The organism is Nocardia cyriacigeorgica (assembly GCF_005863245.1).
Lineage (GTDB): Bacteria > Actinomycetota > Actinomycetes > Mycobacteriales > Mycobacteriaceae > Nocardia > Nocardia cyriacigeorgica_C.
This window is the reverse complement of record NZ_VBUT01000011.1, coordinates 127772-140778: the sequence shown is the minus strand read 5'-3', so window position 1 is coordinate 140778 and position 13007 is coordinate 127772. Positions and strand designations below refer to the sequence as shown.

11 protein-coding genes are annotated in these 13007 nt (G+C 67.5%); 7 read left to right on the top strand and 4 right to left on the bottom strand.

Features of this window, described 5'->3' with window-relative positions:
• Positions 1–39 precede the first annotated feature (39 nt).
• Entirely contained in the window at positions 40–2550 is a 2511-nt protein-coding gene (locus FEK34_RS24980; RefSeq protein ID WP_138451600.1) for a phosphoketolase family protein, read from the bottom strand.
• Positions 2551–2707: 157 nt separating this feature from the next.
• On the opposite strand from FEK34_RS24980, the gene FEK34_RS24975 reads away from it, so the two are divergent.
• The 6 genes from FEK34_RS24975 to FEK34_RS24950 all read left to right on the top strand — a co-directional run bounded on the left by FEK34_RS24975 (position 2708) and on the right by FEK34_RS24950 (position 8577).
• Positions 2708–3301 carry an FKBP-type peptidyl-prolyl cis-trans isomerase gene (locus FEK34_RS24975; protein ID WP_138451598.1) on the top strand — a complete coding sequence of 198 codons (594 nt, stop codon included), beginning with the start codon at positions 2708–2710 and terminating at the stop codon, positions 3299–3301.
• Positions 3302–3465: 164 nt separating this feature from the next.
• The gene (tig, locus tag FEK34_RS24970) at positions 3466–4857 is read left to right on the top strand and encodes a trigger factor (protein WP_138451596.1); all 1392 of its coding nucleotides are present in this window, start codon (positions 3466–3468) and stop codon (positions 4855–4857) included.
• A 262-nt stretch (positions 4858–5119) separates the two neighbouring features.
• A complete protein-coding gene (locus FEK34_RS24965; RefSeq protein ID WP_036534548.1) occupies positions 5120–5707 on the top strand; it encodes an ATP-dependent Clp protease proteolytic subunit in 588 nt (195 codons plus the stop codon).
• Positions 5708–5748: 41 nt separating this feature from the next.
• A complete protein-coding gene (locus FEK34_RS24960; protein ID WP_138451594.1) occupies positions 5749–6417 on the top strand; it encodes an ATP-dependent Clp protease proteolytic subunit in 669 nt (222 codons plus the stop codon).
• A 327-nt stretch (positions 6418–6744) separates the two neighbouring features.
• Positions 6745–8025, top strand: coding sequence for an ATP-dependent Clp protease ATP-binding subunit ClpX (clpX, locus tag FEK34_RS24955; protein ID WP_014349660.1), 1281 nt, complete (start codon positions 6745–6747; stop codon positions 8023–8025).
• A 141-nt stretch (positions 8026–8166) separates the two neighbouring features.
• A complete protein-coding gene (locus tag FEK34_RS24950; protein WP_138451592.1) occupies positions 8167–8577 on the top strand; it encodes an Ig-like domain repeat protein in 411 nt (136 codons plus the stop codon).
• 101 nt (positions 8578–8678) lie between these two features.
• Here the strand turns inward: FEK34_RS24950 and FEK34_RS24945 are convergent, their stop codons facing one another.
• The gene (locus FEK34_RS24945; RefSeq protein ID WP_138451590.1) at positions 8679–9056 is read right to left on the bottom strand and encodes a nuclear transport factor 2 family protein; all 378 of its coding nucleotides are present in this window, start codon (positions 9054–9056) and stop codon (positions 8679–8681) included.
• Positions 9057–9440: 384 nt separating this feature from the next.
• On the opposite strand from FEK34_RS24945, the gene mihF reads away from it, so the two are divergent.
• Entirely contained in the window at positions 9441–9755 is a 315-nt protein-coding gene (mihF, locus tag FEK34_RS24940; RefSeq protein WP_014349663.1) for an integration host factor, actinobacterial type, read from the top strand.
• Between the two features lie 110 nt (positions 9756–9865).
• Here the strand turns inward: mihF and fdhD are convergent, their stop codons facing one another.
• Positions 9866–10702, bottom strand: a complete 837-nt coding sequence (gene fdhD, locus FEK34_RS24935; protein ID WP_138451588.1) for a formate dehydrogenase accessory sulfurtransferase FdhD — start codon at positions 10700–10702, stop codon at positions 9866–9868.
• Complete coding sequence (locus FEK34_RS24930; RefSeq protein ID WP_138451586.1) at positions 10699–12993, bottom strand: FdhF/YdeP family oxidoreductase; 2295 nt, start codon at positions 12991–12993, stop codon at positions 10699–10701. The genes fdhD and FEK34_RS24930 overlap by 4 nt, the downstream gene beginning before the upstream one ends.
• Positions 12994–13007 lie beyond the last annotated feature (14 nt).

Here is a 13007-nt window from a genome sequence, read left to right as displayed (position 1 = left end):
CGGCCGCTTGCTGCCTGCTAGCAGTTGCAAGCGACCCTGCTACCGAATGTAACTCGTTTCATTACGTCGGGCAATGATCTCAGCCGGCCAGCGCCAATTCGCCACTTCGGGAATGTCCTCGCCGTGTTCTCGGGTCCAGGTCCGGGCACGCAGCCGTGCGTCCTGCATCTGCTGGCGCAGCCCGCCGGCCTTCTCGCGCAGTCCAGCCACGCGGTCGATCACATCGGTGACCAGGTGATAGCGGTCCATATCGTTGAGCATCACCATGTCGAACGGTGTGGTGGTGGTTCCGCGCTCCTTGTATCCGCGCACGTGCAGACCCGAGTGGTTGGTGCGACGGTAGGTGAGCCGGTGGATCAGCCACGGGTAGCCGTGGAAGGCGAAGATCACCGGGCGATCGTGGGTGAACAGGGTGTCGAATTCGGAATCGGGGAGTCCGTGCGGATGGTCGGTGCCCGGCAGCAGCCGCATCAGGTCCACCACATTGATCACCCGCACCCGCAGTTGTGGTAGATGCTCTCGCAGGATGGCGGCGGCGGCAAGTGTTTCCAGGGTCGGCACATCACCCGCACAGGCCAGCACCACATCGGGGGCGGTGCCGAGTTCGTCGTTGTTACCCGCCCACTCCCAGATGCCGATCCCGCGCGCGCAGTGCAGCGCCGCCGCCTCGACCGAAAGCCAGTCGGGCTGCGGCTGTTTGCCCGCGACCACCACGTTGACGTAGTGGCGTGAACGCAGGCAGTGATCGAACGTGGACAGCAGGGTATTGGCGTCCGGTGGCAGGTACACCCGCACGATCTCGGGCTTCTTGTTCAACACCACATCGAGGAAACCCGGGTCCTGATGGGTGAAACCATTGTGATCCTGCCGCCAGACATGCGACGACAACAGATAATTCAGGCTCGGGATCGGCCGCCGCCACGGCACCGCCGCACTCGCGTCGAGCCATTTGGCGTGCTGATTGAACATGGCGTCGACGATGTGCACGAAGGCCTCGTAACAGGTGAACACGCCGTGCCTGCCGGTGAGCAGATAGCCCTCGAGCAGGCCCTGGCACATGTGCTCCGACAGCACCTCGATCACCCGGCCCTGCCGGTCGAGGCCGACGTCGAACTCATCGATCTCGGCCTGCCAGTTGCGTCCGGTGACCTCGAGGATGTCCTGTAAACGATTGCTGGCCAGCTCATCCGGCGCGAAGGTCAGGAAGTTGTCCGGGTTACGCGCGGTCACCTCGCGCAGCCAGCCGCCGAGTACCCGGGTGGCCTCGTGGTGGGTCGCGCCGGGTGCGGGCACCTCGACGCCGAAATCGCGCCAATCCGGCAACCGCAGATCGCGCACCTGCGCGCCGCCGTTGCTCACCGGGTTCGCGCTCATCCGCCGATCACCGGCAGGCACGAGGTCCATCAACTCCGAGACGGGGGCGCCGGACTCGTCGAACAGCTCCGCGGGCCGATACGAGCGCAACCACTGTTCGAGCACCGCCCGGTGGTCGTCGTCGGTGCGGGCGGCGGGCAGCGGCACCTGATGGGCCCGGAACGTGCCCTCCACCGGTTCGCCGTCCACCAGCGGGGGACAGGTCCAGCCCTTCGGGGTGCGCAGCACGATCATCGGCCAATGCGGGCGGGAACCGTCACCGTCGCCGCGGGCGGCCCGCTGGATCTGCGCGATCCGCTCCAGCGCGGTGTCCATCGCCTCGGCCATCGCCTGGTGCACCCGCGCCGGATCGCGGCCGGACACCACCAGCGGCTCATACCCGTAGCCCCGCATCAGTGAGATCAGCTCGGATTCGGGGATCCGGGCCAGGATCGTCGGATTGGCGATCTTGTATTCGTTGAGCGCCAGAATCGGCAGCACCGCGCCGTCGCGGGCGGGATTGAGGAACTTGTCGGCATGCCAGCTGCCCGCGAGCGGGCCGGTCTCGGCCTCACCGTCGCCGACCACGCAGAACACCGTGAGATTCGGGTGATCCAGCGCGGCGCCGAACGCGTGTAGCAGCGAATAGCCGAGCTCACCGCCCTCGTGGAAGGAACCGGGCGTCTCCGGCGCGCAGTGACTCGGCACCCCGCCGGGGAAGGAGAACTGCGCGAACAGCGCGCGCATGCCGTCGATATCGCGCGGGACGTGGCTGTACAGCTCGGAATAGGTGCCCTCGAGCCAGGCGCACGCGTTCGGCCCCGGGCCGCCGTGGCCGGGACCGGCGACGAACACCGCGTCCAGATCGCGGGCCAGAATCGCCCGATTGGCATGCACCCACACCAGATTCAGCCCGGGCACGGTGCCGAAATGGCCGAGTAGCCGCGGTTTGATGTGCTCGGGGCGCAACGGTTCGCGCAGCAGCGGATTGGCCATCAGATAGATCTGGCCCACCGACAGATAGTTCGCCGCGCGCCACCAGGCGTCGATCGCCGCGAGCTCGTCGGTGTCGAGCGGGCCGGGGGCTTCGGCGAGTCGATACGGACTCGGCGGTGTTGATCGGCCGCCGCCACCACCGACATTGTCGGCCGAGGTTTCCTCGGCGGTGGGATCGCCGTGCGAACCAGGCTGTGCCATGGGCGACTCTCCTCACGCTCGTGCCACGCACCGGATGGAGATTCCCCGTCAGGCTACCGGCCGGATCCGCGGTAGGCCCAGGAGTTCGGCCCACCGGTTGCCGCTGCCCGCGGCCTCGATCCGCGACCGCGCGGCCGCGTCGATTAGGGTGCGCGACATGCCTACCTCCGCCAGGACCATCGGTATCGCCACCCTCGCCGCGGCCGCCTTCGCGCTGTCGGCCTGCGGTTCCGACGACAGCTCCGGCACCGACGCCGCGGCCACCACCACCACCACCGCCGCCGCGACGAGCGCGTTCGCCGCCACCGGTGCACCGAGCCCGAAGCCGTCCACCGGCCGGGAATGCACCGCCGACGACATCGGCGTCACCGGCGGCTTCGGTGAGGCCCCCACCATCACCATCCCCGACGACTGCGATCCGCCGAAGCAGCTGATCGTCAAAGACCTGGTCACCGGCTCCGGCGCGGGCGCGCAGCCCGGCCAGGAACTGAAGATGAACTACACGCTGGTCACCTGGTCGGACAAGAAGAAACTCGACAGCTCCTTCGACCGCGGCGAGCCCTTCGAACTGACGCTGGGCGCCGGCATGGTCATCCCCGGCTGGGACCAGGGCCTCGAGGGCGTCCAGGAGGGCACCCGCAGGCTGCTGATCATCCCGCCCGACCTCGGCTACGGCCCCGGCGGCAACGGCATCAAGCCGAACGAAACCCTCGTCTTCGTCACCGACGCGGTCGACGTCCCGGACAACTGACCCTGGAGGTCCTCGCCCTGCCCGCGCCGCCGCTGCGGTAGTGACGGGGGCGTTCGCCTGCCCGGATTGCAGGGCGTGCGCACCGGTCGACTAACCTTGCCTGGATGCGATCGGGGGGACCACCGACGTCAACGACCGATGAACTACGAACAAGGAGCATGTCCGTGAAGAGCACCGTCGAGCAGCTGAGCCCGACACGGGTCCGGATCAATGTCGAGGTGCCCTTCGAGGAGCTGAAGCCGGACTTCGACAAGGCCTACAAGGCGCTGGCCAAGCAGGTCCGTATCCCCGGCTTCCGCCCGGGCAAGGCGCCGGCCAAGCTGCTCGAGGCGCGCCTCGGCCGCGGCGCGATCCTGGAGCAGGTCGTCAACGACGTGCTTCCGGCCCGCTACAGCGAGGCCGTGACCACCTCCGAGGTGAAGGTCATCGGCCAGCCGGAGATCGAGATCACCAAGATCGAAGACGGCCAGGAGCTGGCGTTCACCGCCGAGGTCGACGTCCGCCCGGAGATCACCCTGCCCGACTACAGCACCATCGAGGTCACCGTCGACGCCATCACCGTCGACGACTCCGACATCGACGAGCAGCTGCAGTCGCTGCGTCAGCGCTTCGGCACCCTCACCGGCGTCGACCGCCCGGTGCAGGAAGGCGACTTCATCTCCATCGATCTGTCGGCCACCGTCGACGGTGAGGACGTGCCGGAGGCCTCGACCACCGGCCTGTCCCACGAGGTCGGCTCCGGTCAGCTCATCGAGGGCCTGGACGAGGCCGTCATCGGGCTGTCGGCCGGTGAGTCCAAGGAGTTCACCTCCACCCTGGTGGCGGGCGAGCACGCGGGCAAGGAAGCCGTCATCACCGTCACCGTCGGTTCGGTCAAGGAGCGCGAGCTGCCCGAGGCCGACGACGAGTTCGCCCAGCTGGCCAGCGAATTCGACACTCTCGACGAACTGAAGGCCGATCTGCGCGGCCGCGTGGAGCGGGTCAAGAAGGTCCAGCAGGCCGGCGACATCCGCGACAAGGTGCTCGAGCAGCTGCTCGACAAGGTCGAGGTGCCGCTGCCCGAGGCCGTGGTCAAGGCCGAGATCGACGCCGTCGAGCACGACGCCGTGCACGGCTTCGACCACGACGAGGCCAAGTTCGCCGAGGCGCTCGAGGCGCAGGGTTCCAGCCGCGAGGAGTTCGACAAGGACACCAAGGAGGCCGCCGAGAAGTCGGTGAAGACCCAGCTGCTGCTGGACGCCATCGCCGAGGCCGAGGGCACCCAGGTCGGCCAGGAGGAGCTCACCGAGCGCATCCTGTTCCAGGCCCAGCGCTACGGCATGTCGCCCGAGCAGTTCATCCAGCAGGTGCAGCAGGCCGGTCAGCTCGGCGCGGTGTTCGCCGACGTGCGCCGCGGCAAGGCGCTGGCCGGTGTGGTCGGCAAGGCCACCGTCACCGATTCCGAGGGCAACACCGTGGACACCACCGAAATGTTCGGTGCTCCGGAGGATTCGGCCGCCGAGAACACCGAGGCGGCCGCCGAGCCCGCCGAGGCTTCGGCCGACGCCGAGAAGTAAGCCGAGCGGCGAAGAACCATTGAGAGACCAGCGTGATGGGTGCCTTTCGGGGCTTGTGATTGCGCTGTGAGCGAGCGAAGCGAGTGAACCAGAAGTACAGCGCGCGGTCGCGCACAGCGCAATCGAGCGCCAGCGAGATTGCGCTGTGAGCGAAGAAGGGCGGTACCGGGAGTTCGGTGCCGCCCTGCTTCGTTAATGTTTGTGTCAGCAACGAGCCGGCGAGAGAAGGCAGGTATCCGTGACAATCAACCAGGCAGGGGTCATGACATCCGCGACTGCTGGTCTCAACCTCAGTGATTCGGTGTACGAGCGCTTGCTCCGCGACCGCATCATCTTCCTGGGTACCCAGGTCGACGACGACATCGCCAACAAGCTGTGCGCGCAGATCCTGCTGCTGGCTGCCGAGGACCCGACCCGCGACATCTCGCTCTACATCAACTCGCCCGGTGGCTCGGTCAGCGCCGGTATGGCCATCTACGACACGATGCAGTACGCCGAGTGCGATATCGCGACCATCGCCTTCGGCCTGGCCGCATCGATGGGGCAGTTCCTGCTCACCGCGGGCACCAAGGGCAAGCGCTACGCGCTGCCGCATACCCGGATCATGATGCACCAGCCGTCGGCGGGCATCGGCGGTAGCGCGGCCGACATCTCGATCTACGCCGAGCAGCTCGCGCACACCAAGCGCGAACTCAACGAACTGCAGGCGCTGCACACCGGTCAGACGGTGGAGCAGGTTACCGCCGACGCCGACCGCGACCGCTGGTTCACCGCGAACCAGGCCCTCGAGTACGGCTTCATCGATCGCGTGATCAACAGCGCTCGCCAGGCGAACGGCGCCGGTAACTGAGCCGCGAATCAGCTCACCTCCCACCGACTTTGGAGACGAAGATGGCCAACCTGATCGACCCCCGCGCAGGCATGTCCGGTATCGCGCCGGCCGGCCCGCAGGCCCGCTACATCCTGCCGTCGTTCATCGAACACTCGAGCTTCGGCGTCAAGGAGTCCAACCCGTACAACAAGCTGTTCGAGGAGCGCATCATCTTCCTCGGCGTGCAGGTCGACGACGCCTCGGCGAACGACATCATGGCCCAGCTGCTGGTGCTCGAGTCGCTCGATCCCGACCGCGACATCACCATGTACATCAACTCGCCGGGTGGCTCGTTCACCTCGCTGATGGCCATCTACGACACCATGCAGTACGTGCGTGCCGATGTGGCCACCGTCTGCCTCGGCCAGGCCGCCTCCGCGGCCGCCGTGCTGCTGGCCGCCGGTACCCCCGGTAAGCGGGCCTGCCTGCCCAACGCCCGCGTGCTCATCCACCAGCCGTCGCTGGAGGGTGGCATCCAGGGCCAGGTCTCCGACCTGGAGATCCAGGCCGCCGAGATCGAGCGCATGCGTCGTCTGATGGAGACCACGCTGGCCCGCCACACCGGCAAGGATCCCGACACCATCCGCAAGGACACCGACCGGGACAAGATCCTGACCGCCGAGGACGCCAAGGAGTACGGCATCATCGACACGGTCTTCGATTACCGCAAGCTGAGCGCGCAGAAGTAATTCGGCGACCCGCGGCGCCTGTGCGCCGCGGGTTTCCGGCGACACGCGGTTGCTGAATTGTTGCGCGTGCCGTGGACGGCTCGGCGACCGGGCGAATCGGGTGAATCATGGTGAGAACCCGCACAACCCCGGCGAGAAACATGCGCGAGTTGTCGACCAGTTTCGCGCACACCGGGTACGGTCGACCTAGGGACCTTTGCTCCCGGTTGACAGCAGTGCACCACCACCCGGATACGGTCGACGGATTCAACGACACCTTCCACAGGTGGCGGAAAGCTGGCAACTGGATGGACGGTTGCACGCGAACAAGGAAGTAGGACCCACGAGATGGCGCGCATCGGTGATGGCGGCGATCTGCTGAAGTGCTCGTTCTGCGGAAAGAGTCAAAAGCAGGTCAAGAAGCTCATTGCGGGACCCGGGGTGTACATCTGCGACGAGTGCATCGACCTGTGCAACGAGATCATCGAAGAGGAGCTGGCCGAGTCCAGCGAGGTCAAACTCGATGAGTTGCCCAAACCCGCCGAGATCCGGGATTTCCTGGAGAACTACGTGATCGGGCAGGACACCGCCAAGCGCACGCTCGCCGTGGCGGTCTACAACCACTACAAGCGGATCCAGGCCGGCGACAAGGGCCGCGACAGCCGCGGCGAGAGCGTCGAGCTGGCCAAGTCGAACATCCTGATGCTCGGCCCCACCGGCTGCGGTAAGACCTATCTGGCACAGACGCTGGCCAAGATGCTCAACGTCCCGTTCGCCATCGCCGACGCCACCGCGCTCACCGAGGCGGGCTACGTCGGTGAGGACGTCGAGAACATCCTGCTCAAGCTGATCCAGGCCGCCGACTACGACGTCAAGCGCGCCGAGACGGGCATCATCTACATCGACGAGGTCGACAAGATCGCCCGCAAGAGCGAGAACCCCTCGATCACCCGTGACGTCTCCGGCGAGGGTGTGCAGCAGGCGCTGCTGAAGATCCTGGAAGGCACCCAGGCCAGCGTGCCGCCGCAGGGCGGGCGCAAGCATCCGCACCAGGAATTCATCCAGATCGACACCACCAACGTGCTGTTCATCGTCGCGGGTGCGTTCGCCGGGCTGGAGAAGATCATCTCCGACCGCACCGGCCACCGCGGTATCGGCTTCGGCGCCGAGGTGCGCTCCAAGGCCGAGGTCGACACCATCGACCACTTCGCCGACGTGATGCCGGAGGACCTGATCAAGTTCGGTCTGATCCCCGAGTTCATCGGCCGCCTGCCGGTGGTCGCCTCGGTGACCAACCTGGACAAGGATTCGCTGGTCAAGATCCTCTCCGAGCCGAAGAACGCGCTGGTCAAGCAGTACATCCGGCTGTTCGAGATGGACGGGGTGGATCTCGAGTTCACCCGCGACGCGCTCGAAGCGGTGGCCGATCAGGCCATCCTGCGCGGCACCGGTGCCCGTGGCCTGCGCGCCATCATGGAGGAAGTGCTGCAGCAGGTGATGTTCGACATCCCCAGCCGCGACGACGTCGCCAAGGTGGTCGTGGACGCCGACACCGTCAACGACAACGTGCTGCCCACCATCGTGCCGCGCAAGCGCGAGCGCGCCGAGCGTCGCGAGAAGTCGGCCTGAGTTCGTTCCGGAAACGGCCCGCCCACACTGTGGGCGGGCCGTTCATCGTTTCGGCGCCGAGTTGGCGATGACGGCCTCTCGGCCGGTGTGATCGTTGTAGGGTCGGTGCACCTGCAGGCGTCGCACAACGAGGAGCGGCCGATGTCGAAGCGTTTCCGAGCCCGCACCCTGGCCACCGCGGCCGTCTTCGCCGCGGCGGCGGCCTCCGGTCTTGTGGTCACCGCGCCCGCCGCGCCGGCCACCGTCACGCAGGTGAGCGTGATGCCGGACTTCTCGTTCGGGCCGATCACCAACTACGGCACCACCTGCCAGTACACCGTGCGGGCCCGGCTCACCGAGGGGTTGACGCCGGTGACCTTCTACGACAACGGGGTGCCGTTCGCCACCGTGGCGCCCACCGACGGGGTCGCGCTGGTCACCTGGACGCCGGCGACCCGCGGCCACCACACGCTCCAAGCGGTGCAGCCGACCACGGCGCAGGAGATCGCGCCGTGGGTGCAGGTGGAGGTCGGCGTCGGCATGCACATCGGGTACGCCTGCCTCGTCGTGTGAGGCGCCGGCGGGTGATCACCTGCCGTGGGGGCACCCGCTGCGCGATCGGGCCGCGCCGGGCGTCGCTCAGGACGCTGTCGGGGCCGCGATGCGGCCTGTGATCAGACGGGCTCCATGCTCAGGTCGTCCTGCCCCCAGTAGGCGCGCATGTGGGTGATCCGGCCTTCGTCGTCGAACTCCATCACATCGATCGGGTGCAGCGTCATGCGCTGCCCGCCGGCGATGGTGACCAGGGTGAACATGAAGGCGGCGTGATTGCCGACGATGCGGACCGTATCGGGATGGATCGAGGTCTCGCGCTCGAGGTTTGCCAGGATGTTGTAGAACTCGCGGATCGCGTCGTGGCCCTGCTTCGGCGGGGTGCCGATCGGGTCTTCGACGATCGCGTCCGGCGCATAGAGCGCGACGATGTCCTCTGTGGGGCCGCTGCCGACCAGCTTGACGTACTGCTCGACCACATCGCGGATCTGCCGTGCCATGGGAACTCCTGCCGAAATGAAACGTGTTCTAGTTCGGCACGATATCAGTCCGATGGTCCCGCCGCGGCGAGAACGGGCCGACCCCCAGTCCGCAACCTGCTCGGACACGGTGACAGACGGTGCTTTCCGTCCGCGCCCGGTGCTGGAGAGCGTCTTTGATCTCCCTGGTTCGCCGTTGAACCTTGATCCGTGCAGGTGCCTCTGCTGATGTGTCGGTGCGCGCGGCCCCGCCGTTACGCGGCCTCACTCGGTACAACCAGCGTTATCCACCGGGTTCTTCCCCGGTGTGTCGGGCGTACCTGGGCGGTACGGTGATGTTGAATCGGTCCGGTCAACCAGATGTTCGAGTCAGATGTTCGAGTGACGAGTGAAAGCGGAGGAGACATGGCACTGCCTACCATGACCGCGGAACAGCGCTCTGAAGCGTTGGCCAAAGCGGCGGCGGTCCGCAAGGCGCGCTCCGAACTGATCGGCAAGGTGAAGTCGGGCAAGGTCTCAGTGGCTGATCTGCTGAAAAAGGCCGACTCCGACGACCTGGTCAAGAAGACGAAGGTCGCGGCCGTTATCAAGGCCCTTCCCGGTGTCGGCCCGGTCAAGGCGGCGAAGCTGCTCGACCAGGCCGAGATCCCCGAGGACCGCCGCATCGGCGGCCTGGGCGCACGCCAGCGCGCCGCCCTGCTCGAGGCCCTCGCCGACTGAGAAACCCGGCGCTGAGCGTCCGTGCGATGAGCTCTCCGCGACGGACGCTCAGGTCGGCGCGAGCCTTGAGCGGCTCGCGCGCTGAGAAACCCCGTGAAATCCCGCGCAGATCAGGCGGGGCGGGAGCTCGCCGACCCGGTGATGATCCGATCCGGGTGGGTATAGATGTTCATGGTCTCGCCACGGACGAAGCCGGCCAGGGTGAGACCGGATTCGGCGGCCAGATCGACCGCCAGTGAGCTGGGCGCCGACACGGCCGCCAGCAGCGGAATCCCGGCCATCACGGCCTTCTGCACCAACTCGAAGGACGCGCGGCCACTCACGATCAACACCAGCTCGGTGGCCGGAATCCGGTTCTCGCGCACCGCCCAGCCGACCACCTTGTCCACGGCGTTGTGGCGGCCGATGTCCTCGCGGACCGCAAGCACCGCGCCGTCCGCGGTGAACAGCCCGGCCGCGTGCAGGCCGCCGGTGGCATCGAAGACCGACTGCTCGGCGCGCAGCGTGTCCGGCAGGGCGGCCAGCGCCTCGACTCCGATCATCGCCGCCGCAGCGGGCAGCGGAAAGCGGGTCCGGGTGCGGACCTCGTCGAGCGCGGACTTGCCGCACAACCCGCAGGCGCTGGTGGTCAGGAAGTTCCTGGCCTTCACCGGGGCGGGTGTGCGCAGGGTGACGTCGAGGACGTTATAGGTGTTGCGGCCCTCGTCATCGGTGCCCGCGCAGTAGCGAGCGGCGAGGATGTCCTCGGCCGAGTCGATCACGCCCTCGGCGAACAGGAACCCGTGCACCAGATCGATATCGCTGCCCGGGGTGCGCATGGTGACCGTCAGCGACGTCCCGTTCACCCGGATCTCCAGCGGCTCCTCCACCGCCAAGGTGTCGGGCCGCTGCACCAGGCCGGCGGGGGAGACGCGCTGCATCCGGCGGCGGGCGGTGACCCGGCTCATGAGCGGGCACGCTCCAGCCGGATGGTGACCGCCTTGGCCACCGGCGTATTCGATCTCGCGGCCACATGATCGAGCGGGATCAGCGGATTGGTCTCCGGGTAGTAGGCGGCGGCATTGCCGCGCGGGGTCGAATAGGCGACGATGCGGAAACCCTCGACTCTGCGCTCCACGCCGTCGCTCCACTCCGAGACCAGATCGACCAGCTCGCCATCGGCGAAGCCGAGTTCGGCGATGTCATCGGCGTTGACGAGCACGACTTTGCGGCCGCCGTGGATACCGCGATAGCGGTCCTCCAGCCCGTAGATGGTGGTGTTGTACTGGTCGTGGCTGCGCAAGGTCTGCAGGATCAGCCGGCCCGGCGGCACCGGCAGCCAGGTGAGCGCGTTGACCGCGAAGTTGGCGCGTCCGGTGGCGGTGCGGAATTCGCGGGCATCGCGCGGCGGATGTGGCAGCACGAAACCGTTGCGCTGCCGGACCTTCCGGTTGTAGTCGGCGCAGCCGGGCACCACGCGGGCGATGGCGTCGCGGATGCGGTCGTAGTCGCGGCGGAACTCGGCCCACGGCACCGGATGGTCCGGGCCGAACAGCTGCTGGGCGAGTTCGCAGACGATGGCGACCTCGCTGCGCAGGTGTTCGCTCACCGGGTGCAGCCGGCCGGTGGACAGGTGCACCATCGACATCGAATCCTCCACCGACACCTGCTGTTTCACACCGTCCTGGACGTCGAGGTCGGTGCGGCCGAGGGTGGGCAGGATCAGCGCGGTGGCGCCGTGCACGACGTGGCTGCGGTTGAGTTTGGTCGAGACCTGCACGGTGAGATCGCAGGCCCGCAACGCCGCCTCGGTGACCTCCGTATCGGGGGTCGCGGCCACGAAATTGCCGCCCATGCCGAAGAACACCCGCGCCTTGCCGTCGCGCATGGCGCGGATGGCGTTCACCGTGTCGAACCCGTGCGCGCGCGGAGCGGTGATGCCGAATTCGCGGTCGAGGGCGGCCAGGAACGACTCGGGCATCTTCTCCCAGATGCCCATGGTGCGATCGCCCTGCACATTCGAATGCCCGCGCACCGGGCACACACCGGCGCCCGGTTTGCCGATCATGCCGCGCATCAGCAGCAGATTGGTGGCTTCCTCGATGGTGGCGACGCCGTGCGACTGCTGGGTGAGGCCCATGGCCCAGCAGACGATGACGCGGTCGGCGGCGGCGAACAGGCGCGCGGTGTGCTCGAGTTGTTCGCGGCCGAGGCCGGTCGCCTGCTCGACCACGTCGAGATCGACGGCGCGGACCTGCTTTTCGTACTCGGCGAACCCGGCGGTGTGCGCGTCGACGAAGGCCCGGTCGACGACGGTGCCCGGCGCGCGGTCCTCGGCCTCGAACAGCAGCTTGCCCAGACCCTGGAACAGGGCCATATCGCCGCCGAGCCGGATCTGCAGGAAATCGTCGGCAATCGGGACGCCGGTGGTGAGCCCGCGGACGGTCTGCGGATCGCGGAACCCGATCAGCCCCGTCTCGGGCAGCGGATTGACCGCGATAATGCGCGCACCGGCGGCCTTGGCGTCGGCGAGGGCGCTGAGCATCCGGGGATGGTTGGTGCCCGGGTTCTGGCCCGCGACGATGATCAGGTCGGCGGCGGCGAAATCATCGATGGTCACCGAGCCCTTGCCGATGCCGATCGAGCCGGTCAGCGCGGTGCCCGAGGATTCGTGGCACATATTCGAGCAGTCGGGCAGGTTGTTGGTGCCGAAGCTGCGCACCAGCAGCTGATACAGGAACGCGGTCTCGTTGGCGGTGCGGCCGGAGGTGTAGAAGACCGCCTCGTCGGGGCTGTCGAGGGCGCGCAGGTGGTCGGCGATCAGCCGATAAGCCTCATCCCAGTCGATGGGGGTGTAGTGGTCCTGGCCGGGACGCAGCACCATCGGGTGGGTCAGCCTGCCCTGCCTGCCCAGCCAGTACCCGGATTTGTCCGCCAGCTCGGCGATCGAATGCCTGGCGAAGAACTCCGGGGTGACGGTGCGCAGCGTGGCTTCCTCGCCGACCGCTTTGGCGCCGTTCTCGCAGAATTCGGCGGGCCTGCGATGGCCGGTGGGTTCGGGCCAGGCGCAGCCGGGACAGTCGAATCCGTCGACCTGATTGAGTCGCACCAGGGTGCGGGCCGTGCGCACCACACCCATGTCCTCGACGGCCCGCTTCAACGCGACGGCCACCGCGGTGACGCCTGCGGCCTGCTGTTTCGGCGGGGTCACCGACAGTGCGGACTCGTCGATATCCTCGGTCGGCCCTTTGCGGTGCATGGGGCCATTGTGCC

Excerpts from the sequence above, each read along its gene's own strand:
- FEK34_RS24980 (WP_138451600.1), bottom strand. The coding sequence starts at position 2,550 with ATGGCACAGCCTGGTTCGCACGGCGATCCCACCGCCGAGGAAACCTCG.
- FEK34_RS24975 (WP_138451598.1), top strand. The coding sequence starts at position 2,708 with ATGCCTACCTCCGCCAGGACCATCGGTATCGCCACCCTCGCCGCGGCC.
- FEK34_RS24965 (WP_036534548.1), top strand. The coding sequence starts at position 5,120 with ATGACATCCGCGACTGCTGGTCTCAACCTCAGTGATTCGGTGTACGAG.
- FEK34_RS24960 (WP_138451594.1), top strand. The coding sequence starts at position 5,749 with ATGGCCAACCTGATCGACCCCCGCGCAGGCATGTCCGGTATCGCGCCG.
- clpX (WP_014349660.1), top strand. The coding sequence starts at position 6,745 with ATGGCGCGCATCGGTGATGGCGGCGATCTGCTGAAGTGCTCGTTCTGC.
- FEK34_RS24950 (WP_138451592.1), top strand. The coding sequence starts at position 8,167 with ATGTCGAAGCGTTTCCGAGCCCGCACCCTGGCCACCGCGGCCGTCTTC.
- FEK34_RS24945 (WP_138451590.1), bottom strand. The coding sequence starts at position 9,056 with ATGGCACGGCAGATCCGCGATGTGGTCGAGCAGTACGTCAAGCTGGTC.
- mihF (WP_014349663.1), top strand. The coding sequence starts at position 9,441 with ATGGCACTGCCTACCATGACCGCGGAACAGCGCTCTGAAGCGTTGGCC.
- fdhD (WP_138451588.1), bottom strand. The coding sequence starts at position 10,702 with ATGAGCCGGGTCACCGCCCGCCGCCGGATGCAGCGCGTCTCCCCCGCC.
- FEK34_RS24930 (WP_138451586.1), bottom strand. The coding sequence starts at position 12,993 with ATGCACCGCAAAGGGCCGACCGAGGATATCGACGAGTCCGCACTGTCG.